We start from the raw sequence: 21,803 nt of genomic DNA, 5'->3' as shown, positions 1-21,803 counted from the left end.
CCCTTTTGAAGTATTTTGTCAATCCTCCACAGAATATACAAAAAGACCAGCTCATTGGCTGGTTTTTACAGATAAGCGTATGTCGAAAATCCTAAAGAATTCTGGTGTCAAATCCTAAAGACGGGCACATCGCGCATATCGTACCACTTCGCTTGTTTTGCACGGCGACAGGTTGGTCATATCCTTTGAAAGAGAATGCAGCAACGGCATTACAATTCGGCAACGTCAAGCGGAAACGCACCAAATGGCCGGATATGCACTGTACACACCGTGCAACCGGTCAAAACGCCGTACCTATCCACCAAACCATACACATCCGCCGAATAATCTGCTACCATATGTCCGTTGTAATCATGGTAGAGGCGCGGTGTCCATCAGTAACCCCCACCTTGAGCGCTCGGGTGGCGCGGGGGCGAAAGGGAGCATCGCCGAAGGATCGGACAAAAGGCCCCCGAGCCAACCGAATCCTGGGGCGCAGCAGAACATGCTGCGCACTGTCGCGAAATGCGGAGAGCTGCCATGGCTGCGCGCCGTTTTTCCAACCGCGCCCTGCCATGTCCAGGCTCGCCGCGGAAAGGAATTGACGTGGAATTCGTCAACACTGCCTGGGCATTGGTTCCGGCGCTGGTTGCCATCGTTTTGGCCTTGGCAACCAAAGAAGTGTACGTGTCGCTGTTCGTCGGCATTCTCATGGGCGCGCTGTTAGTAGCCGGATTCAATCCAGTTGCCACCCTTGATGCCATCATCAACGACGGCATGATACCCGCCGTCGCCGACAACGCCGGCATCTTCATCTTCCTGGTGATGCTTGGCATGATGGTCGCCCTTGTAAACAAAGCGGGCGGCGCCGCAGCGTTCGGCAAGTGGGCCGCCGCGCACGTAACCTCGCGTGTGGGAACGCAGTTCGCCTCGTTCGTACTGGGCGTGCTCATCTTCGTGGACGACTACTTCAACTGCCTCACCGTTGGTTCGGTCATGCGCCCGCTCACAGACTCTAAGAATGTTTCACGCGCAAAGCTGGCCTTTATCATCGATGCCACTGCTGCTCCCATCTGCATGATTGCTCCGGTGTCATCGTGGGCCGCCGCTGTCTCTGGCGTGGCATCCGACCTGAACGTAAACGGCATCGAGCTGTTCATTAACGCCATCCCCTTCAACTTCTACTCGTTGCTGATGATCGTATTTGTTGTCGGGCTTATCTTCCTGAACTTCGACTACGGCCCTATGGCGAAGGCCGAACTTGAAGCGTACAAGAATGGTAACCTGGGCGCACTTGATGATGAGCCGGCCGTCGAGAACAGCAAGGCAAGCCTGTGGGACATGCTCGTACCCATCCTCGTACTCATTATCTGCTGCGTCGGCGGTATGCTGTATGTAGGCGGCTTCTTCGGCGGCGACGCTGCGGGTGATGTGATCGGAGCCTTCGGTAACACCGACGCCTTCGTGGCACTTCCGTGGGGTTCGCTCATTGCTGTCGTGTTCACCTTCCTGTACTTCCTGGCACGCCGCCTGCTCACGCTGCGCGAGTCATCTGAGTCGTTCGTCTCGGGCTTCAATGCCATGGTGCCCGCCATCTTGGTGCTTACCTTTGCCGTGTCTCTGAAGAACATGACAGGCCTTCTGGGTGCCGACGTGTTCGTGGCCGGACTCATGGAAGGCGCGGCTCCGGGCCTGTTCAACCTGCTACCCGCCGTGATCTTCCTGGTCGCCGTGTTCCTTGGCTTCTCCACGGGCACGAGCTGGGGAACCTTCGGTATCCTGATTCCTATCGTCATGCCCATCTTTGCAAGCGATCCCACGCTGCTCATCATCGGCATCTCCGCTTGCCTGGCTGGCGCAGTTGCAGGCGACCACTGCTCGCCTATTTCTGACACCACGGTCATGGCATCGGCGGGCGCAAACATGCTGCATGTTGATCACGTTTCAACGCAGTTACCCTACGTCATCACCATGGCGGTAGTGTCGTTTGTGATGTTCGTCATTGCCGGTTTCGTACAGAATGCCTTTATCTGCCTGCCATTGGGTGTGGTTCTCACACTGGGCACGCTCGTAGTGATGAAGAAGTTCGTTGGTGTGAGCGTAAAGGACATCAAGCTGGACGATACCGACGCAAGCACCGCAAAGGCGTAAGGCACGCAACGAAAAGCGACGTCGTGGCGTCAAGGTGTCATGTCGTTGATGCTTGGTTGTAACGATTTATCGAAGGCGCGACCGAATACGAGTTCGATCGCGCCTTCCTCTTTTTCTTGAAAGACGATACCGAGCCACGTTCGTATCGTGCGTTACGGTATAGTGCTACGTTACCGGCTAAACCTGGTAAACCACCCTGACCAGCCTCAACCGAACGGAGATCGCGACCATGACTGCCGACCTCATTTCGCTTACCATTATCGCGCTTGTATCGGCCCTCTGCCCCATCGTGGCGAACGTGATACCTCGAAAGCTCGTTCCCGAAACGGTAATGCTGCTGCTCGCCGGAGCCTTACTGGGACCACACGGTGCAAACGTCATCTGGCTCACCGATTCTGTGTCATTGCTGTCCGAATTGGGCCTCGCATTTCTGTTCCTGTTGGCAGGTTATGAAATAAACCCGAAGAGCCTCATGGGTTCCCAAGGCAAGCGCGGACTCGCTACCTGGGCAATCTCTTTTGTTGTAGCTTACGTGATACTAAGCCTTGCCTTTGAATTCCCCAGCGACCTGGAAGTAGTGGCACTCACCGTTGCGCTCACCACCACGGCGCTCGGAACGCTGTTGCCTATTTTAAAAGAACGCGGACTTATGGGAACTCGATTGGGAGAATCGGTGCTGGCATACGGAACCTGGGGCGAGCTCGGTCCGGTGCTCGCCATGGCGTTACTGCTGTCGACGCGCGCTGGATGGAAGACGATCGTCATCCTGCTGATCTTCGCCATACTGTGCTTGATCGTGGCCATCGTGCCCACACGATCGAAACGCGCGGGCACAAGGCTGTACCACTTCCTTACCGAACGAGCTGACACCACATCACAAACAATGATGCGCCTTACTGTACTGATGCTGATGATGCTTGTAGCTTTCTCAGCACTGTTCGACCTCGACATTGTACTGGGATCCTTCGCAGCGGGCTTTATCTTGCGCTACGTAATCCCTGAAGGAAATCACAACCTAGAAACGAAGCTCGACGGCATTGCGTACGGCTTCCTAATCCCGTTGTTCTTCGTGGTATCTGGGGCGAAGATCGACCTGACGTCGGTGGCGCAACGGCCGGTTTTGCTGGTTTCATTTATTGTCTCGTTGTTAATCATCCGCTGCCTGCCCGTATACATAGCCCTTTCAACGGGAAAGGACACGCGCGACATGTCGCAGCACAACCGCGCGACGGTGGCACTGTACTGCACCACCGCTCTGCCCCTCATCGTCGCTGTCACCTCGGTTGCAGTTAATGCCGAGGTCATGACGCAGAGCACGGCCGGCGTACTGGTGGCAGCAGGAGCCGTGACGGTGTTTCTCATGCCGCTCCTCGCGTCGATCACCTATCGCATGGTCGGCACAAATCCGCCCAGCGATCAGCACAACCACACCGACGAACCCGATAGCAAGTATTAGACAAGCGGCCCGCTTAACACAGCGCGGGCCGCAGCATTCACAGGTTCCTTAAATGAAAGGCACCGCGCGCGGCTCCATGAAGCCAAACACCGCCATGGTTACACCGCGCATGGCCAAGAACAGCCCAAGGAAAATCACGAACGACTCCGGCACCAGTATAAACGACAGCCCACACAGTAGAGCGACAATACCATTGGCCAGCATGAACCCCCAGCCGAAGCCCACCTTACGCAACCGAATCGCCGCCACGATGGCGAAGACACCGTAAACACACACGAACACTCCCATAAACATGGGTATGACCTCGGCGGTAATCAGAGGATGGGTGACGAAAAGGAGGCCTAAGATAATATCACACACCGCATTGACCATCACCCAGCCCGATACACCTGCGCTCTTACGTGTACGAAAATACGCAATCACATCGTAAATACCCACAGCAAGAAGCAAAAGTCCCGCCGCCGTGGCAATAGAAACCAGCGTCAACCCTGGCCAAAGCATAAGCACAAACCCTGCGATGAATACCATCACTCCGCCAAAGACCATACCCCAATCATGACGTGGTGCCGATTTCTCCTTCTTATGAGCTTTCGGACTCATACGACCACACTCCTCCCCGCATACCAGTATCCCTGTTTCCCATACACAAAGCCCCAATGGCATTGTGATTGAACTCGATGATACCATGCGCCTTGACCTCTACAATGTTGACCCAAGGTAATATTGTCGTTAAGAATCCTAAGCGAGTTAAATCCTCAATCCATTGTCAACACACCCCGCGAAAAGAATCGGCCCACGCCAAGTAGGCGCAGGCCGATTGAAAGATTGATGGACGCAGAGTGGTTAGTGCAGCTTGACACCCGCAGGAGCTTCATCGCGCATATGCGGGAACAGCAACACATCGCGAATACTCGGTGCATCGGAGAGCAACATGACCAAGCGATCAATGCCTACACCCACACCACCCGCAGGAGGCATGCCATATTCGAGCGCACGAATGTAGTCTTCATCGTAGCCCATGGCTTCATCGTCGCCCATATCCTTCGCCTCAACCTGTGCACGGAAGCGTTCGGCCTGATCGACCGGATCATTCAGCTCAGTGAAGGCGTTGGCATACTCATGCCCACAGATAAACAGCTCAAAGCGATCGGTAAGCTCAGGTGCACCCGGCTTCTTCTTCGCGAGCGGACTCACTTCAAGCGGGTGGTCGACCACAAACGTCGGCTGCACCAACTTATCTTCGGCAACCGCTTCGAAGATCTCAGCGATAAGCTTACCCTTACCCCACGCGCTGTCTGCGTGCCCACCGTTGCGTTCGAGAATAGCCACCAACTCGTCACGCGAACGGCTGAAGTCAACCGTGTCTGTTGCACCTTCGCTTGCCAGCTCGATCATAGTTGCTCGACGCCACTTGCCCGACAAGTCGATATCTCGTCCTTGATAGGTAATCTGCAGCGTACCGCAGGCTGCCATGGCGGCCGCCTGAATGTAACCTTGGGTGAGTTCCATCATGCCATCGAGGTCGGAGAACGCCTGGTAAGCCTCCATCGTAGTAAACTCAGGGTTATGGAAGGGGTCCATGCCCTCATTTCGGAACTGACGGCCGATTTCGAACACCTTCTCGAACCCACCCACCAACAGGCGCTTCAGCGGCAGCTCGGTGGCAATACGTAGAAAGTAGTCGCGATCAAGCGCATTGAAATGTGTAACGAAGGGCTTCGCGTTCGCACCACCCAGAATGGGATGAAGAAACGGCGTCTCAACCTCGTAAAAGCCCTGGTCTTCCATGTAACGGCGAATGGCCGAAACCACCTTGAAGCGCTTCTCGAAAGTTTCTCGCACCTCGGGGTTGATGATCAGATCCACATAGCGCTGACGATAACGGAGTTCTTTGTCGGCTAACCCGTGAAACTTCTCAGGCAGCGGACGCAGCGACTTACTCAGCAGTTCATAGCGCTCAACCGCAATGGAAAGCTGACCGCGTCGCGTGCGCATCATGGTGCCCGCAACGCCGATCCAGTCGCCCATGTCAAGGTCTTTCATGTCCGCGAACGCTTCATCACCCAGCGCATTAACGCGACAGAACAGCTGCATGTCGCCCGATGAGTCGCGCAGATTCATGAAGATGATTTTACCCTGATCGCGCTTGGCAATGATGCGACCAGCCACCACCACTTCATCCTCGGTACTCTGACCGTCTTCAAGGTTGACATACAACTCAGTTAGGTCAGCGAGGTGGTGCGTGTAGCTGAAAGCATGGCCGTAAGGGTTTTGACCAGCAGCTATGAGCGCTTCGCGCTTGGCGCGGCGCACCGCAATCGGGTCGTCCTCAATAACCTCTGTCTTGTTGTTCTCGGTCATGTGAATCCTTATCTCATGGTGCAAATGGTTCATACAATGTTATGGGTCAAACGCATACGTCAGCGAGAAGGGCAAGGGTGCCCCGAATTGCCGTGAAAGCTTGATGAAGCGTACGTCGTACGCGATGAAAACTTAGAGCAGCAAGGTAGGGTGCCCCAAGCCTTCACAGCGAACGTACAATTCCGCCGTCGCATCAGCACGGGGGAAACAAAAATTAGTGCTCGATTTTGAGGATGGTCATGGTAATCTCACGGCCAGTCGGGCCGGTTGCGCTTACCTCGTCGCCCTTCTTGCAGCCCAAAAGCGCCGCGCCTACCGGCGACTCGTTGGAGATCTTACCCGACGCGACGTCGCTCTCGGCGGCACCTACGATCGTAAACACACGCTCCCTGCCGCCCATGTCGACAGTCACCGTGGAGCCGATGTTCACGCGGCTCGAGCGCTTCGGAGTGTTGACCACCGTCGCCTCAGACAAAATACGCGAAATCTCAGCGATGCGCGCCTCCATCATGCCCTGCTCGTTCTTCGCGTCGTCATACTCGGAGTTCTCGGAGATGTCGCCGAACTCACGGGCGACCCTAATACGCTCGCCAACCTCGTCGCGCTTCTCGGTTTCCAGGTAATGGAGCTCTTCTTCAAGCTTGCCCTTACCCTCTTGGGTAAGAACGTAGTTTCCCTCGGCCATACCAATCACACCTGCCTTAACGTAAAACAGGCACGCCGTTTGTCCAGCGTGCACAGCCTTCATGCGAATCGAAATGTGCGGCACCATGTGGAATATCGTCCAACATCGAGCGCCCTTGTGCGGAAGCACACATGCCTCCAATAACAAGAAAGGCGGTGCGCGGCCGTTGCGCCCGCGCACCGCCTGCAGTAACTGAGGTTATTCAGACTTCTTCTTAACCGTCTTCTTGACTGTCTTCTTGGGAGCTTCTTCCTCTTCTTCGACAACCTCGACGACTTCCTCTTCAACTTCTTCCTCGTCGTCCTTGTCGCCACCGATGCCCTCGCGCAGATTCTTCACGGTCTTACCAAGCGCACTGCCGAGTTTTGGAAGGTTTTTTGGCCCGAAGATGAGCAGAATCACCACGAGGATGATGAGAAGCTCGGGCACGCCCATTCCCAGAAATTTCATGTCAACCTCCATTTGCCACACGAGACGCCCTATCGGCGTAACCCGCCCGCCTTTCCCGTAAGGCGGCCTACGTATGCAAAAAGGGATGTTCTGAAAAGCACATCCCTTAAAGCTCATGGTCGGGATGACAGGATTTGAACCTGCGGCCTCTGCGTCCCGAACGCAGCGCTCTACCAAGCTGAGCCACATCCCGATGCCGCTCTCACAGCAGACGGTATATTACCACAACGCACACGCTTACAACCGAAATCTTCGCAACTCGCGCATTCTCCACGAGCAATGCAAAACGAAGCAAACGATATGGGTGAAACAGATGGTGCTTACCCAGACCACCTTGCAACATTCCTGCAATCTACCTGCGATCAACCTACATCCTGCCTCAGACCTGCTTCAAGTCAATCCCCGTAATCTCACACACAACCGAAGTTCATCGATCGTCATCCGTTTGGCAACGCGATAGAGGGTTATGCGCGTTCTTGCGCTGAGGAAATGAGATAGTGTGTACAGCTGGCAAACACACGGATGAGGAGGTTTTAAATGCTGCTCGAGGGAAAAACGGCAATTGTCACTGGCGGAACCCGCGGAATTGGATTTACCATCGTCAAGAAATTCCTCGCCGAAGGAGCTAACGTAGCCCTTTGTGGATCGCGCCCGGAAACAGCAAACGCCGCTGTGGAGAAACTGGTGCAAGAGATGCCCGAAGCAGAGGGGCGCGTTATAGGGATTTCCCCCGCACTGACCGACCCGGAATCCGTCGCTGCCGAATTCGCAGAAGTAACGCGCACGTTCGGAAAACTCGACGTTCTCTGCAACAATGCAGGAGTGAGTTCTCGCACGCCCTTAGTTGACTACACGCTCGACGAGTTTAAAAAAGTGGTCGACCTTAACTTAAACGCCGTGTTCGTTTGTACGCAGGCGGCGGCTCGCATCATGATAGAGCAAGGAGAAGGCGGCGCTATCGTAAACACGTCTTCCATGGTGGGCAAGCACGGACAGCCCTCTGGAAGCGCCTACCCCACAACGAAATTCGCTGTGAATGGATTCACGCTTTCCATAGCGCGCGAGCTGGCCTCGGAGGGCATTCGCGTCAATGCGGTTGCTCCGGGCATTACGCACACAGACATGGTCGATGCCCTACCCGAGAGCATCATTCAGCCGCTGATCGCAAGCATCCCGCTTGGCCGCATGGGAGAGCCCGAAGACATAGCCAATGCGTTCGTGTTCCTCGCGTCAGACAAGGCAAGTTACATTTCTGGAGCAGTGATCCCCGTCGACGGACTGTCCCGTTCGTAAAGCACGAGTTCAGCTACCTTCCTCTTGTGTGAGAGTGGAGAACAGCCCTCGCATACGTCGAGCGCCGCCATCTGTGCGACGCTCGACGTTTTTGGTATACAACACGAATCAACCGCCTTGAGCTTTTTTGAATCGCATCGTAGAAGACAAGGTGGACTTAAGGCAGAATCTCTATGCAAAAATTTGGGCTTTGTCTGGTACAACGCCTCGTTTGAGTTTTAAAAACGCCTGCCCTCTGTTACCATTTCCCCTGTAGTCGAACGTTCGAAAACTGCAGGAAAGGCATGCATCATGTCAGCCCCCCGTCAACACGTCGTCGCTTTCACACGCCGCCATCGCGCCGCGTGCGAAACGCGTACAGGCACGTGCATTATGCCGGGTTGCATAGAAGATGCATCAGAGGGCTCCATGCAGGGCCGAGCGCGACACCTCACAAAACGCTTGGCTTTACGCGCGGCGAAGCATGCACTTGTAATCACGCTGGCGATAGCAGCCGCCTTTGGCCTTGCCGCCTGCGGGGGCGGCTCGCAAGATGGCAACGCTACCGGCGAAACAAACGCAGCAGCCAGCGGTGAAACCTCGGGTCCTGCATTCGAACGCGCCGAACTGGCATCGTCCCCCTTTGACGAAGCGGCCGCCACAAACAGCAACGGAGCGCTCATTGACACCTCTCACATAAGCGAAGGCTACGTGGCCGCAGCGGCAACCTCGCCCGTGCGGCTGAAGTTCGAGGTGACACAGGGCGATATGAGCTACTACTACGACCTACCCAACGACGGCACGCCTATTTCGTGCCCCTTAAATATGGGCGACGGAAGCTACACATTCTGCGTGTGGGAGAACACCTCGGGCACGCGCTATGCGGCGCTATCTGACCCGATTTCAGCCGACGTAGCGCTGGCTGACGAATTTCAGCCCTTCATCCGACCCAACCAATTCTGCCAGTTCGACGAGACGAGCGAAAGTACGAGCCTAGCCAACCAGCTGTGCGAAGGCGCACAAAACGAGGGTGACGCACTGCGTGCCATTTGTGAGTGGGTAGTTGAAAACGTAGCTTATGACGAACAGAAGGCAGCAACACTCGCCGACGCCACCAGCTACGTGCCAGACCCCGACAGCACACTTTCTTCGAAAAGTGGCATTTGCTTTGACTACGCATCGCTCACCGCAGCGATGCTGCGCAGTCAGGGCATCCCCTGCAAGATAATTACCGGAGATGTTGCGCCTGATGGCATCTACCATGCATGGAACATGGTGTATATTGATGGGAGCTGGATTGCTGCAAGTTTCAGCGTACAGGAAAACACGTGGACACGCGTCGATCTAACGTTTACTGCCGGAGGATCGACAAACTTCGTGGGTGACGGTAGTTCGTACACCGACCGATACGTTTACTAGCGTTAGAGAACGCTTGAGCACGCAGCAATTCATTCGTTACTGAAAGACAAGGAGCGAACACGGACATGGCAACGAAGATGCTCGAAAGCGGCGCGCTTTCCGCCTTCTGCGAAAGCCTGGCCATCATGTACTCCGCCGGCATCCAAACGGATGAGGCGCTGTACCTACTTGGCGAGGAACAGCAGAGTGCAGGCGCACTCGCAAACAAGGGGCGGGCAAGCACGGGGAGCTTCAAAAGCGCATGCAGCGACGTGTACGCAGCGCTCGTGGCTGGTAAGTCGCTAGCGGCAGCGCTCGAAGAAAGCGGGGCGTTTCCCACTCACCTGGTAAACATGGTGGGCGCAGGAGAAACCTCAGGTCGTTTGGAAAGCGTACTGTGGAGCTTAGCGAAGCACTATGACGAGGAAGATCGCCTATACGCAAAAATGCGCAGTGCTGTCGCGTATCCAGCAGCGCTTCTGTGTGTGATGACGGTGATCTTGCTATTCTCCGCTGCGGTGATCCTTCCGGTGTTCGTCGACGTGTACGAGGGGCTCACAGGTAACCTGACCGCAAGCTCGTTTGCCTACGTGAATGTGTCTATCGGCATTGGCTGGGCGGCGCTTATTATCACGTTTTTGTGCACGGTACTGGTGTTGGTGGGAATGGCCATCGGCTCGACCCCGGACGGGCGAGCAAAGCTGGTGCGCTTGTTCGAAAAGCTTCCGATCACGCGCGAACCCATGCGCCAAATTGCCGTGGCTCGCTTCACTGCGGCGCTCGCCACCTTCGTCTCAGCTGGCGTGGACACCGACACCTCCATGCAACGCGCGGTAGACATGGTGGAACACGCCGAGCTCAAAAGCCGCCTTGCGGCAGCGCATGAAACCATGGTCGACCCCGCGCAGGGCAAGAGCTTGCCGCAGGCGATATCGGAAAGCGATGTCATCGAGCCTGTATACGCACGCATGCTCATGGTAGGATCGCGCACAGGCAGCTTGGAAACGGTACTGGGAAGCTTGTCCGACACGTTCTTCGACGACGCCATCACCCGCATCGACAACGTAATCGACAGCGTAGAGCCAACGCTGGCGGCGTTTTTGACCGTGAGTATCGGCGCGACACTGATCGCCGTAATGCTTCCGCTGATCGGCATCATGAGCTCGATAGGATAACCTATGCATCACGAACTTACACAGGATCAACTGAGACACCGCGCCAGACGGCGCGTAGGCGCACTGCTGGCAGTGGTACTGATTGTGATCGTTGGCTGGTTTACCTTCGAACGCATCGATGCTTCGCTGCGAGAGCAAGGTGAGCTGTCAGTACGCAACGCTATTCTTGGCAGCGCGAAACAGTGCTGCGCGATCGAGGGTTCCTACCCTTCCTCGCTTCAGTATCTTGAAGACAATTACGGGCTTGTGGTCAACCATGATGACTACGTAATCACGTACAGCGTGTTTGCGGGTAACGTAATGCCTAATGTGGTGGTGTTGGCGAAATGACCGGCCGCGATAAAGACTTTGGCATAAGATCACACGACCGCGAGCGTGGCGGACGAATGTTTACCACGCTGTTGTTCGCGGTCATCACTCTGTTTTTGCTGGCAGCGTTTCTCGTTGGCGTGAACGCATATCAATCAGCAAACAGCATGCGCGCCAATGCCGACGAAATGCGATTAGGGCTCTCGCTTCTGTCTAATTCCGTGCGTACCAATGACGTAACTGACGCCGTGGGTGTTGCGGAAGGCCCCGAAGGGCCGGCACTCGTGTTAAGCGAGCACGTGGACGCAGGTGATTACGAGACACGGCTGTACCTGTACCAAGGCAACGTTGTGGAAGAATACGCTCGCGCAGGTTCGGCATTTACGCCCGAACGAGCTCGCGAAATGGTTGCATCTGAGAGCTTTGATTTTACGTACGAGAACGGACTCCTTACCATTTACACCGATCAGGGATCCACGTGCATCGCCCTGCGAAGCGTGCGAGGAGGTGCTTGATATGGCTGAAACATTAAGCGCATCGTTCGCAGAATCTATCGCGAGTGAAAAAAGTGCCGAACTGGAAGGTTGCGACGCAACAGCTATCAATATGGAGCGCATGCGTCGGCGAGCGCACCCCGCAGAGCACAGATCGCGCCACGGCCGGGCGTTTGTGATCGAGGCACTGTTCTTGCTCGTGTTCATGATGGGATCACTCGCAGTGCTCACAGGACTTATGGTGTCATCGTACGAACGGGGCGCTGCCTCCGATGACTTGTCACGCGCCGTGGTACTTGCTGCCAACGACGCTGAAGCTTTCGCAGCTAACCCCGAAGGCGAAAGCCTTCAAGCTACTGATGGTTTCGGCGCTACCGACAGTGAAAGGGACTTTAAGCTTGAGCGCATTGTCGAGCAGCATCCACAAGAAGCAGGCACGCTCTATGTGGCTCATATAACAGTTTCTGACAACGAGAGAATAATCTATACACTCTACACGTCACGCTACGTCTCAAACGGGGAGGTGGGTTGATGAGCAGCAACATAAGAATGACACGCGAAAGCGGGTCGGTACGCATCGGCCCAGTGAGCGTGTTCTCGCTCGTGATCGTGCTCTGCTTGGCGGTTATGGCTGTGCTTGCCGTATCAACAGCGCAAGCAGCCTACACCGCCGCAGAAAAGCAGGCCTGGTTTACATCCGCCACCTACAACAACGAGCAAGCGGCGCAAAGCTTCGTTGCCGAAATCGACGGTGCGCTCGCTGGTGTGCGTGCGAGCAGTGAAGTCACCAACGCTGAAGAGGCAAACGCCGATGTCACAGCAGATGCGCTTGTCGCCGTAGCAGACGTCATCAGTGCATACGAGGGTGCCTACATAGACGACAACCAGGTGGGAGCCGAGTTCTCAAGCGACAGCGGACGCACGCTTTCGGTAGTGCTCACCATTCGCGACGATGCCACCTACGAAATATCTCAGTGGCGTGCCACCACTCAATGGAATGAAGCCGGCTCTGGCGAGGTGCTGTGGTCGGGTTCCGCTCAATCACGATAGGAGATAACATGGAACTGAAACAGCTACTCAAGGAAATGGTTGACGCGAACGCGTCCGACATCTTCGTCATCGCTGGCCTGCCGCTTTCCTACGAGATGGGTGGCAGGCAGGTGCGCCTTGACGTTGCGCCGTTTACACCCGCCGACACCGAGCGCTTCGTTCGCAGCATCTACGAGATGTCTGGGCGAAACATGAACGCGTTCGAGAGCAGTCTCAACCATGACGACGACTTCTCCTTCGCCATCGCCGGCATCGGTCGCTTCCGCGTGAACATTTTCCGACAGCGTGGCTCGTACAGCGCGGTTATCCGCGTGATCCCCTTTGGCTTACCCAACCCCGCCGACTTCCATATTCCCGACGAAGTACTCGACCTGACGCGATTCCAGAAAGGCCTCGTGCTGGTGACAGGACCTGCTGGTGTGGGTAAGTCAACCACACTCGCATGCATCATCGACAAGCTGAACCATGAACGCACCGGGCACATTGTTACCATGGAAGATCCCATCGAGTACATACATCGTCATGGAACCTGCATTGTAACGCAGCGCGAAATTCCCACCGATGTGGCCACGTATAGCGAGGCACTGCGCTCGGCCATGCGCGAAAGCCCCGACATCATCTTGCTGGGCGAAATGCGAGATCAGGACACCATTGGAACCGCCGTCACCGCTGCCGAGATGGCGCAGCTGCTGTTCTCCACACTGCATACCTCGGGTGCTGCGAACACGGTCGACCGCATCGTTGATGCATTCCCTGCTTCGCAGCAGCGTCAAATTCGCATTCAGTTATCCATGGTGCTTCGCGCTATTGTCAGCCAGCAGCTCGTGCCCACCATCGACGGCGGCGTGATGCCGGCCTTCGAGATTATGGTAACGAACACCGCCATCCGTAACCTCATTCGCGAGTCGAAGACGCACCAAATCGACAGTGCTATCGCCGCAGGAGGCGCCGAAGGTATGCGTACCATGGACCAGAGTCTGTTTACACTGGTGAAAGAAGGGCATGTAGCTCGAGACGTGGCACTGCATTACGCACACCATCAGGAAGCTTTGGAGAAGCGTTTCGAGGTTGAAGGATTGTAAGCGATTCGACGAGTAGCAGCAAGCAAACAAGAATAGCCACACCAACCGCACCGAACAACCGCACCGAAAAAAGAGAGGGTACCGACATAAACATCGGTACCCTCTCTTTTCGTACGTTCTTACTGTAAGATTACTGCAAGAACTCCCTCAATACCCTCACCAATGTGTTGATCTCGAGCGGCTTTGACATGTGCGCGTTCATACCCGCATTCAACGCTCGCTTCATATCGTCAGCGAATGCATCGGCTGTGAGTGCAACAATAGGAATAGTTGCCAAGTCGGGGCGACCAGCCAATCCTAACGAACGGATGGCTCGCGCAGCCTCGTAGCCATTCATCACCGGCATCTGACCATCCATGAGAACCAAATCGAAGGTTCCCGGCGGGTTGTCGCGCAACATTTCCAGCGCAACCCTACCATTGATAGCATGCGCTGTAGCAGCTCCCGTAAACGATAAGATATCCAATCCAATGGATGCTGCAAGCTCGTTATCCTCAACCAGCAGAATACGCTTATCCGAGAAGTCGGCTTGGCGAAGCAAGTCGGCTTCTTTCGCTGCATCATCACGCTCAGCTTCATCGTCCTTGCCACCCACCAGCAGGCTATTCATCACATGAACCAAGCGAGACTTAAACATCGGCTTTGACACAAACGCATCAATGCCCGCCATACGTGCCTCTTGCTCGATCGCCATCCAATCATAGGCCGACAAAATGATGATAGGCACATGGTCGGGTAGAATCTCACGCAGCTCACGAGCTGTCTCAATGCCACTTTTACCTGGCATCTTCCAGTCCAGAATAACCGCTGAGTATTCTTCGGGTGTCTCAACCCGCTCCCGCACACGAGCAATGGCAGCATCGCCGGAAAGCACGTAATCGGGTACCATGCCAATCTCGTCCAGCATCTCGCAGGCACCCTCGCACGCCACCTGGTCGTTATCAGCCACCAAAACGTACAAATCGCACAGCGCCGAGGTGTCTTCAAGATCAGCCTCGCGCAGCTTCAAATGCACCGTCACCACAAACGTGGTACCTTCGCCCAGTTTGCTCTGCACGTCGATAGAGCCGTTCATCAGGCTGACCACGCTCTTCACGATGGACATACCCAAACCCGTGCCCTCAACGTTGGTCATGCGGTTGTCGTTCGCGCGCGCAAACGGCTCGAACACGCGCTCAACGAATTCCTCACTCATGCCGCAACCCGTGTCGGTGAACGTGAACTGGTAGCACGCACACCCGCTGATGCGCGTGGGAATTTCGGCGATGGTAAGCCCAATGGTGCCGCCTTCAGGCGTGAACTTTACCGAATTACCCATAATGTTAACGAACACCTGCTGCAGGCGCATGAAGTCACCCACCACATGCTCGTGGATAACACCTGCAGTATCAACCTTTAGGTGCTGTTGCTTTGCCGCCACCTGCGGATGGATGATGGTAAGCAAATTCTCAATGGCTTCAGGCAAGTCAAAGTCATCCTCTGCCAGCCCGATATTGCCACTCTCGATCCGTGCCATGTCGAGCACCTCGTTAATAAGCCCCAGCAAATGCCGGCTTGACACGGTGATCTTCTGCAGGCAGTCCTTCACACGCTCGGAATCGTTGATATGCATAGTCGCGATGGCGGTAAGTCCCATGATGGAGTTCATGGGCGTACGAATATCGTGGCTCATGCTACCTAAGAAGTCGCTCTTCGCACGCGATGCCTGCTCGGCGGCACGGTAGGCGTCCTCGAGCGCCTCACGGGCGCGCGCTTCCTCCACCTTCACCGTGGTCACGTCCTGCACGGCGTACAGCAGGCTAGCAGGGTGGCCTTCATTATCGCGACGCAGGCACACCATGGACGGCTGCAGCCACCGCACCTCACCCTGATAGTTCACGCGGTATTCGAAACGCATAATTTGCACGTCGGGCGTGAAGTTGCGCATGATGCTATCAAGCATAATCATGTCGCGCACTTTCTCGCGCTCATCATCGTAGACGGCCTGACTGACCCAGAAGTTAGCGAAATCCGTAAACTTGCCGCGTTTCGGAAGACGATCGTCGAGGTCCTCCCCTTTGATATACTCGTATATGTTGTTTTGCAAATCGAGAACAGCAAAGCGCTTAAACAACTGAGAAGATGCATCGGCAACACGTTCGAACTGGTCTTTTTTAATTGTGATCTCTTTATTCTTCCGTGACGCACGCACGATAACAACCGCGAGGGCACAAATAAACACCACGATGATGGCCGCGATCAGCGCAATGCCGATAATGTTGGTACGCTCTACAATGGATGTATTGATGGTTGCCGGATAGGTGCGCAACAACGTCCAGTCGTGATCGGAGAGCTTCACCATGTACGCAAGTCCCAAACCACGCGGAGATTCGTACGTAAACGTCATGGACTCGCCTCGCTCAAGCGATGGCAAGAGTTCTCCAACTGAAGTTCCATCAGTACTGTCAACCGCGCTGATGTCAAGCTGATCAGACTCAACCTTTACAAACGTGCTCGAGCATGCAATAACAACACCCTCGTCGTTGCACAGGTAGGTCGACGCGTACTCGTTGTAATACGTTGTCGATATGGTCCTCTCGAGCAGCTCGTTGCTCCATACGCCCGACATCACACCGACATAGGTATCCCCGTCATACACAGGTTCGAAGAATACGATGGACAAACCCTCACCAATACGCTCGTCGTTCACCGTGGCAACGCCTGCTTCCTTGATGGGGTTTTCCCGAGGTTGTACCTGGCTGACCTTGCCGCGCGAATTGTACGTGGTTCCATCAACCGTTTCGAACGCTAGATAGTCGAAAGGTGTACCTTCCTCAAGAAACTCCAGCTCGTTGCAGATCTCGTCGTCGGTCGGATGAACCTCTTCGAAGAGAGTACTCGCCATGAATAAGCTCTGTTGAGAGTTCTCGAACACGCTATCAAGACGTTCGAGCGCCTGGTTCGTGCTTGCTTCGAGGTACAGCGCATTTTGAGAAACGGTGCGCTGATAATTCATCGAAAGAAACGCGGCGATGATTGCCACGATACATGCCGCTACGATCGTCGCGACGACAATGCGCCAGCGAAGCTCTTTCTTATCCTCGCTTTGCATGGTGAGATACCTTCTCTCCCGTCCTACTATCCTGATGAAATTGTGAGTCGGGCACGTTACTCGTTAACGGTCGCCAATGCGTCGATCGTCGTTCGGTAGGCGTCTTGCACGGCTTCCATGAGCGGTACAAGCGCCGCCTCATCAACAGCGCCGCCCTCTTTAACGGGACGCAACGCTTGCGTGAGTTCGTCGGCTGCCACGTGCAGCGGCATGAAGCCTAAGTCGTGGCTCACACCTTTCAGTGTGTGAGCTGCGCGGAAGGCGTCTTCCAGCGCATGCGCTTCCATGGCGCGCTCAAGGTTGGCAAACGTATCGTCGTGAGGAAACATCCCCACAAACTTCGCCACACGCTCGTCGGTGAGCAAGCGCCCGCGCACCCCTTCTAAGTCTCCACCCATCATGGCATAGCACGATTCCAACGTCATGGTTATCTCTCTCCTTGTTTCTTCGTTTATCTCAACTATGATTTATCGTTTCCTCGCCGTTTTGCGACACCTGCCGATTGGCGTCGCTCACGCCCGGTATAGCTCCGTTCTGGCTTATCGATGGGAGACAGGCTCGATACCTCGCAAACGGGCCCTGTCTCATCTTCGCAGAACGAGCATGAACCGCCACCCAACCGTTTCACGCGGTAAAGCGCCCGGTCGGCGCAGCGGAACATTTCATCGTAATCCTTTCCTACCACGTCGGCGCAAGCAACACCCATACTCGACGACACGGGGAAACCCTCGAATTCGCTGCGAATGGCAGAATGGATACGCCGCGCCAGATGTCGCCGGTCGGTTTCCTGGTCGCACATCATGAACACAAGGAATTCATCGCCCCCAATACGCGCCACCAAATCATCCTCGCGCACGCTAGCGCTGAGACGATCGGCAAAGTAGCGCAGCACGCGGTCACCGAATTCGTGGCCGTACGTATCGTTAGCCTCCTTGAAATGATCCAAATCAACAATCAGCATAATAAATAAGCAGTCGGGATTCGCCTCCATACGCTCGGTTGCCACCTTGCGTGCGTAGGCATGGTTCGCCAGTGCCGTGAGCGAGTCGTGCCATGCCCGAAACTGCAAATCCATCAGAAGTGAGCGCTGGTCGTGCACGTCAGTGAGCTTGCCGAGTGCGCCCATGTACACCGGTTTGTCATCATCGGACCACAGCGCGCGCGACACCACGTTGTACCAGCGTGTCTCGCCGTTCGCCACACCGCACATGTCGAAACGAACGATGGGATCGTCAGGCGAGGTATCCATCATGCGATGAAGAAACTCGGTAACCCCTTCGCGCCCAAACACACGGATAAGCGCCTCGCTCTTCTCTGGATCGGGAATAACCTCAGGCAGCCCCAAATTGATGCGCCCGTAGTCAGACATCACCAACATAGGAGGATCTTGCGACAGCTCATACTGAACCTCGTTGGACATCTCGGCATAGAAGTTATACTTCATACGCTCGTAATCCAACAAGCTAATCGTGCGGCTCGTCGTTCCCTTTTCGTCAACGTCCGCCAACGCCTCCATAACGCGTTTCGTTCCGTAATTGCCGCGTCCGTCGGATGAGAGGCTTTCCATCTGTCCGTGGATGGAGTCAGCGTTATCGCGCAAAACGTCAATAAGCAGCGGGTTGAACGCGCCGCATTCACCACCAATGATCATGCTCATGGCCTTCTCGTGTGAGAAGGCCGGCTTATACACGCGTTCGCTGGTGAGAGCGTCATACACGTCAGCCAAAGCAACCACCTGAGCGGAAATAGGAATATCATCACCCACCAAGCCATCGGGGTATCCGCGCCCATCGTAGCGTTCGTGGTGCCAACGGCAAATGGCGTACGCGGTCTTCACCAGCGGCTCGTTTTGACCGGTGGGTAGTTTTTCCAGCATTTCGGCTCCCACAGCCGAATGTGTCTTCATGATACGGAATTCCTCGTCGGTCAAGCGCCCTGGCTTGTTTAGGATTTCCTCGGCGATAGCAATCTTGCCAATATCATGCAAGCTCGACGCCATGGAGATCGTCGAGATGTCTGCAGAGGCGAGATCATATGCATCGGTTTTTTCCGCCAGACAGGTGAGCAAAATCTCAGTTAAGGCACGCACACGCAATACGTGCATGCCGCTTTCGCCGTTGCGGAACTCCACGATGTGGCTCAATATGGAAACCATAAGGTTAACGTCGCGCTCGCGCTCGTTGATCTCATCGGCCACCATACCAGCTAGTACTCGCTGCTTGCTGTACAGCATGATAGTGTTGCGCACGCGGTGACGCACGATGTTAATATCGAAGGGCCGGGTAAGAAAATCAGTGACACCCAGCTCGTAGGCGCGCTCAATGTATGCCGGATCGCTTTCGGCCGACACCATAACCACAGGTATGTCTTTGATCCAGCCGCGTCGCTGCATGACGGAAAGCACTGCGAAGCCGTCCATCTCAGGCATCACGTAGTCGAGCAGCACAAGTGAAATACCCAGCCCCAACTTGCTAATGGCGGCAATAGCCTGCTTGCCGTTCTCTGCTTCGATAACATTGAACTCATCCGCCATCATGTCAGCCAGCAACGCGCGGTTAAACATCGAGTCATCCACCACGAGAACGGTCTTCTTTTTACTCAGAGAGGTGGCTACCATATACCCCCCCCCCCGATGATCGTTTGGGTTGCGAGCCAGCATGCACCAACAGTCCCTTTCCATCTCGCGCGCGCCCGCACCTGAACGCGCAACGAAGAGCTTCGCGTTTATGCCTAACACCATAGTGCCAAACATCCGATAGTTCTTCCCATTAACTTGTATCCCCTCCCCCGCAAAAATGCGTTCCCGCAGAATCTTATCACGTATGGCATACGATTGTGCTGATCGTAACCATGATTACATATGAGTGACACCATACTATGGGAACCACAACACTCAAGAGCACGAGTAAGGATTCGATAGAGTTCTGACGACGTGCGAAACGAAAGCGCCAGACCAGAGCGAAATGCCCGTCAAAGACCACAAGAAGTTAAGGAAACACTAATTAATCCGTCTTGCCCTTCGTTGACGACTCGGCACAGGGTAAGACGAATTCAATCAGTGTTTCCTTCATATCGTCTAGGACGGCGCAGCGATGGATACAGAAGAGCCGGAGCAGTGCGGTAGTGCAGCAGTGTGGAGCAGTTCAGCGGTGCGGCGCCATGGCCGCAACGCGCTAATCAAGACGTACGACTCTCGTGGCAATACGCTCGGTAAGCACCGGCGAATGCGACACAAATACGAGTCCGGCGTTCGCGCGCGCCACTTCTTCGAGTAACACGCGCCAAATTCGGGCCTGCGTAACAGCGTCAAGCATAGTAGACACTTCGTCGGCGACGAGATAGCGTGGGCGCGCGATAAGCGCCCGCGCAATGCAGAAACGCTGCAATTCACCGCCGGATAACTCATGGGGATAGCGCGACATCCAGTGGCTCTGAATACCAAGTGTGCAAAGCAGTTCAGTTGGGGCTTCTCCCGCCTCGGCGAGCACATTACGCATGCGCATACGGGGGTCGACCGTCCGTTCGGGATGCTGCGACACCAGCTGCACCGGACACACGCCACGCCTCGGCAGCGGTGCGCCGTCAACCAGCACGCTCCCCTTCTGCGGCAACTCATAACCTGCAAGCAGGCGACACAATGTCGTTTTGCCGAAACCCGAGCGCGCAACAAGCGCCACACGCTCACCCGGCTCAACCGCCAGATTGAAATCGCGGTAGAGCGGCGCACACCCCGGATACGCAAACGTAACACCCCGAACCTCAAGCATGCGTTATCCCTTTCTCAGAACAAACCTCCTCAAGCTGAGCAGCATCTCCTCGGTCCACATCAGTCAGCGAGGGTGCGCAGGGTGCGCCAGATTGCGGTGAGAGCCCGAGGAAGCGGCCTTCGGGCCGCGACGAGGGGTAGGAACCGCAAGATGGCGTGCACTGTGCGACCGCAGCGTCGGCGAGTTCCGGCCGTTCGTTAGAACGGACGGAACCAAAAAGCGCGTGCCAGAGTTCCTTTGTGAAGGGATGCTGCAGCGTGTCGGGACTGGCAAAGTTCTCCACGGCGGTTTCCTCAACGATGGTACCGTCTTGGAATACAGCCACACGATCAGCTACACGGAGCGCAAGCTCAATGTCGTGCGTGATAAGCATAACCCCACCCCCGCCGTCGGCGAACGCGCGGAAGTCATCGAGTGCACGAACAGCCAGTTCAAGGTCGAGCCCAGGCGTCGGCTCATCGGCAATAATCACACGTGGGTTGTCCATAAGCGCACAAGCGAGCAGCACGCGACGAGCCATGCCACCGGAAAGCTCATGCGGATAGAGTTCTTCCACAGAAGATGCAAGTCCGTAACGCTCAAACAGCTCACGCTGACGCGCTGCACGACCGCCACGTTGCACACCTCGCGCCGCGCGGCCGAACCCTCGAACCTGGCGGCCCACCTTCATCAGCGGGTCTAAGCTGGCAATACTTTGAGGAACGAGCGATATTCCGTTACCACGAAGGCGGGAGAGCTGTTCCGCATCGCACGGCTCGCCGTCAAACCACACCCGACCTCGCACTGTGGCATTCGGTTCGAAAATACCCATGATAGTATCGGCCAGAAGCGACTTTCCCGAACCTGATGCACCCACGACGGCAACAATCTCGCCACTATGAACCGAAATGCTCAGATCGTGCACAACTTCAACAAAGCGCTGCTTCGCCAAAAAGAACGAAGCGTCGGTGTCATACATACGAAAACCGACAGAAAGCCCCTCTACCTGCAGTAAATGGTGCCCCCCACCATGATAAGAGTCAGGTGCATGCGTGTGATGATGGTGCGAATCGTGCGCATGATGATGCAACTCGTGCAAACCGG

The 21,803-nt window shown here is 55.5% G+C and carries 20 protein-coding genes, 1 tRNA gene and 1 riboswitch; of the genes, 10 read left to right on the top strand and 11 right to left on the bottom strand.

Annotated features, from left to right (window positions below):
* Positions 1-209: 209 nt before the first annotated feature.
* The gene (locus G7Y44_RS10490; protein ID WP_255464354.1) at positions 210-338 is read right to left on the bottom strand and encodes a hypothetical protein; all 129 of its coding nucleotides are present in this window, start codon (positions 336-338) and stop codon (positions 210-212) included.
* An 11-nt stretch (positions 339-349) separates the two neighbouring features.
* Positions 350-525: riboswitch (Lysine riboswitch) on the top strand.
* A 60-nt stretch (positions 526-585) separates the two neighbouring features.
* Between G7Y44_RS10490 and G7Y44_RS08625 the strand changes: the two genes are divergently transcribed.
* Both G7Y44_RS08625 and G7Y44_RS08620 read left to right on the top strand, forming a co-directional pair.
* On the top strand, positions 586-2,130 hold the full coding sequence (locus G7Y44_RS08625) for a Na+/H+ antiporter NhaC family protein (RefSeq protein WP_165045659.1): 1,545 nt from the start codon (positions 586-588) through the stop codon (positions 2,128-2,130).
* A 229-nt stretch (positions 2,131-2,359) separates the two neighbouring features.
* Positions 2,360-3,586, top strand: coding sequence for a cation:proton antiporter (locus tag G7Y44_RS08620; protein ID WP_165249104.1), 1,227 nt, complete (start codon positions 2,360-2,362; stop codon positions 3,584-3,586).
* 48 nt (positions 3,587-3,634) lie between these two features.
* Here the strand turns inward: G7Y44_RS08620 and G7Y44_RS08615 are convergent, their stop codons facing one another.
* From G7Y44_RS08615 to G7Y44_RS08595, 5 genes are all read right to left on the bottom strand, one after another.
* On the bottom strand, positions 3,635-4,186 hold the full coding sequence (locus G7Y44_RS08615; RefSeq protein WP_165045655.1) for an HdeD family acid-resistance protein: 552 nt from the start codon (positions 4,184-4,186) through the stop codon (positions 3,635-3,637).
* Between the two features lie 243 nt (positions 4,187-4,429).
* Positions 4,430-5,947, bottom strand: coding sequence for a lysine--tRNA ligase (gene lysS, locus G7Y44_RS08610; protein WP_165249102.1), 1,518 nt, complete (start codon positions 5,945-5,947; stop codon positions 4,430-4,432).
* Positions 5,948-6,161: 214 nt separating this feature from the next.
* The gene (gene greA, locus G7Y44_RS08605) at positions 6,162-6,632 is read right to left on the bottom strand and encodes a transcription elongation factor GreA (protein WP_165045711.1); all 471 of its coding nucleotides are present in this window, start codon (positions 6,630-6,632) and stop codon (positions 6,162-6,164) included.
* Between the two features lie 198 nt (positions 6,633-6,830).
* Positions 6,831-7,082 (bottom strand): twin-arginine translocase TatA/TatE family subunit, encoded by a 252-nt coding sequence (gene tatA / locus G7Y44_RS08600; RefSeq protein ID WP_165045651.1) that lies wholly within the window; start codon positions 7,080-7,082, stop codon positions 6,831-6,833.
* A 116-nt stretch (positions 7,083-7,198) separates the two neighbouring features.
* A tRNA-Pro gene (locus tag G7Y44_RS08595) sits at positions 7,199-7,275 on the bottom strand.
* 344 nt (positions 7,276-7,619) lie between these two features.
* Between G7Y44_RS08595 and G7Y44_RS08590 the strand changes: the two genes are divergently transcribed.
* The 8 genes from G7Y44_RS08590 (at position 7,620) to G7Y44_RS08555 (ending at position 13,862) form a co-directional block, all read left to right on the top strand.
* The gene (locus G7Y44_RS08590; protein ID WP_165045650.1) at positions 7,620-8,375 is read left to right on the top strand and encodes an SDR family NAD(P)-dependent oxidoreductase; all 756 of its coding nucleotides are present in this window, start codon (positions 7,620-7,622) and stop codon (positions 8,373-8,375) included.
* 291 nt (positions 8,376-8,666) lie between these two features.
* The gene (locus G7Y44_RS08585) at positions 8,667-9,773 is read left to right on the top strand and encodes a transglutaminase-like domain-containing protein (RefSeq protein WP_241159235.1); all 1,107 of its coding nucleotides are present in this window, start codon (positions 8,667-8,669) and stop codon (positions 9,771-9,773) included.
* Between the two features lie 65 nt (positions 9,774-9,838).
* Positions 9,839-10,927: a type II secretion system F family protein gene (locus tag G7Y44_RS08580; RefSeq protein WP_165045648.1), complete on the top strand. Its 1,089-nt coding sequence runs from the start codon at positions 9,839-9,841 to the stop codon at positions 10,925-10,927.
* Positions 10,928-10,930: 3 nt separating this feature from the next.
* Entirely contained in the window at positions 10,931-11,257 is a 327-nt protein-coding gene (locus G7Y44_RS08575; protein ID WP_165045646.1) for a hypothetical protein, read from the top strand.
* Positions 11,254-11,751, top strand: a complete 498-nt coding sequence (locus G7Y44_RS08570; protein WP_165249100.1) for a DUF4860 domain-containing protein — start codon at positions 11,254-11,256, stop codon at positions 11,749-11,751. Before G7Y44_RS08575 ends, G7Y44_RS08570 begins: the two co-directional genes overlap by 4 nt.
* A gap of 1 nt (position 11,752) precedes the next feature.
* Positions 11,753-12,262, top strand: a complete 510-nt coding sequence (locus G7Y44_RS08565) for a hypothetical protein (RefSeq protein WP_165249098.1) — start codon at positions 11,753-11,755, stop codon at positions 12,260-12,262.
* On the top strand, positions 12,262-12,780 hold the full coding sequence (locus tag G7Y44_RS08560) for a S4A5 electrogenic sodium bicarbonate cotransporter 4 (protein WP_241159234.1): 519 nt from the start codon (positions 12,262-12,264) through the stop codon (positions 12,778-12,780). The genes G7Y44_RS08565 and G7Y44_RS08560 overlap by 1 nt, the downstream gene beginning before the upstream one ends.
* Before the next feature lie 8 nt (positions 12,781-12,788).
* On the top strand, positions 12,789-13,862 hold the full coding sequence (locus G7Y44_RS08555) for a type IV pilus twitching motility protein PilT (RefSeq protein WP_165045640.1): 1,074 nt from the start codon (positions 12,789-12,791) through the stop codon (positions 13,860-13,862).
* Between the two features lie 130 nt (positions 13,863-13,992).
* On the opposite strand, the gene G7Y44_RS08550 is transcribed toward G7Y44_RS08555, so the two are convergent.
* The 5 genes from G7Y44_RS08550 to G7Y44_RS08530 form a co-directional block, all read right to left on the bottom strand.
* Positions 13,993-16,953 (bottom strand): hybrid sensor histidine kinase/response regulator, encoded by a 2,961-nt coding sequence (locus G7Y44_RS08550; RefSeq protein ID WP_165249096.1) that lies wholly within the window; start codon positions 16,951-16,953, stop codon positions 13,993-13,995.
* 56 nt (positions 16,954-17,009) lie between these two features.
* Positions 17,010-17,378: an Hpt domain-containing protein gene (locus tag G7Y44_RS08545; RefSeq protein ID WP_165045636.1), complete on the bottom strand. Its 369-nt coding sequence runs from the start codon at positions 17,376-17,378 to the stop codon at positions 17,010-17,012.
* Between the two features lie 35 nt (positions 17,379-17,413).
* On the bottom strand, positions 17,414-19,570 hold the full coding sequence (locus tag G7Y44_RS08540) for a bifunctional diguanylate cyclase/phosphohydrolase (protein ID WP_165249094.1): 2,157 nt from the start codon (positions 19,568-19,570) through the stop codon (positions 17,414-17,416).
* A gap of 556 nt (positions 19,571-20,126) precedes the next feature.
* Entirely contained in the window at positions 20,127-20,720 is a 594-nt protein-coding gene (locus G7Y44_RS08535; RefSeq protein WP_165249092.1) for an ABC transporter ATP-binding protein, read from the bottom strand.
* Positions 20,713-21,798, bottom strand: a complete 1,086-nt coding sequence (locus G7Y44_RS08530) for an ATP-binding cassette domain-containing protein (protein ID WP_241159233.1) — start codon at positions 21,796-21,798, stop codon at positions 20,713-20,715. The genes G7Y44_RS08535 and G7Y44_RS08530 overlap by 8 nt, the downstream gene beginning before the upstream one ends.
* Between the last annotated feature and the right edge of the window lie 5 nt (positions 21,799-21,803).

The organism is Adlercreutzia sp. ZJ141, assembly GCF_011038965.1.
GTDB lineage: Bacteria > Actinomycetota > Coriobacteriia > Coriobacteriales > Eggerthellaceae > ZJ141.
This window is presented reverse-complemented; position numbering and strand designations above follow the sequence as displayed.

Excerpts from the sequence above, each read along its gene's own strand:
- G7Y44_RS10490 (WP_255464354.1), bottom strand. The coding sequence starts at position 338 with ATGGTAGCAGATTATTCGGCGGATGTGTATGGTTTGGTGGATAGGTAC.
- G7Y44_RS08620 (WP_165249104.1), top strand. The coding sequence starts at position 2,360 with ATGACTGCCGACCTCATTTCGCTTACCATTATCGCGCTTGTATCGGCC.
- G7Y44_RS08615 (WP_165045655.1), bottom strand. The coding sequence starts at position 4,186 with ATGAGTCCGAAAGCTCATAAGAAGGAGAAATCGGCACCACGTCATGAT.
- lysS (WP_165249102.1), bottom strand. The coding sequence starts at position 5,947 with ATGACCGAGAACAACAAGACAGAGGTTATTGAGGACGACCCGATTGCG.
- greA (WP_165045711.1), bottom strand. The coding sequence starts at position 6,632 with ATGGCCGAGGGAAACTACGTTCTTACCCAAGAGGGTAAGGGCAAGCTT.
- tatA (WP_165045651.1), bottom strand. The coding sequence starts at position 7,082 with ATGAAATTTCTGGGAATGGGCGTGCCCGAGCTTCTCATCATCCTCGTG.
- G7Y44_RS08590 (WP_165045650.1), top strand. The coding sequence starts at position 7,620 with ATGCTGCTCGAGGGAAAAACGGCAATTGTCACTGGCGGAACCCGCGGA.
- G7Y44_RS08585 (WP_241159235.1), top strand. The coding sequence starts at position 8,667 with ATGTCAGCCCCCCGTCAACACGTCGTCGCTTTCACACGCCGCCATCGC.
- G7Y44_RS08580 (WP_165045648.1), top strand. The coding sequence starts at position 9,839 with ATGGCAACGAAGATGCTCGAAAGCGGCGCGCTTTCCGCCTTCTGCGAA.
- G7Y44_RS08575 (WP_165045646.1), top strand. The coding sequence starts at position 10,931 with ATGCATCACGAACTTACACAGGATCAACTGAGACACCGCGCCAGACGG.
- G7Y44_RS08570 (WP_165249100.1), top strand. The coding sequence starts at position 11,254 with ATGACCGGCCGCGATAAAGACTTTGGCATAAGATCACACGACCGCGAG.
- G7Y44_RS08565 (WP_165249098.1), top strand. The coding sequence starts at position 11,753 with ATGGCTGAAACATTAAGCGCATCGTTCGCAGAATCTATCGCGAGTGAA.
- G7Y44_RS08560 (WP_241159234.1), top strand. The coding sequence starts at position 12,262 with ATGAGCAGCAACATAAGAATGACACGCGAAAGCGGGTCGGTACGCATC.
- G7Y44_RS08555 (WP_165045640.1), top strand. The coding sequence starts at position 12,789 with ATGGAACTGAAACAGCTACTCAAGGAAATGGTTGACGCGAACGCGTCC.
- G7Y44_RS08550 (WP_165249096.1), bottom strand. The coding sequence starts at position 16,953 with ATGCAAAGCGAGGATAAGAAAGAGCTTCGCTGGCGCATTGTCGTCGCG.
- G7Y44_RS08545 (WP_165045636.1), bottom strand. The coding sequence starts at position 17,378 with ATGACGTTGGAATCGTGCTATGCCATGATGGGTGGAGACTTAGAAGGG.
- G7Y44_RS08540 (WP_165249094.1), bottom strand. The coding sequence starts at position 19,570 with ATGGTAGCCACCTCTCTGAGTAAAAAGAAGACCGTTCTCGTGGTGGAT.
- G7Y44_RS08535 (WP_165249092.1), bottom strand. The coding sequence starts at position 20,720 with ATGCTTGAGGTTCGGGGTGTTACGTTTGCGTATCCGGGGTGTGCGCCG.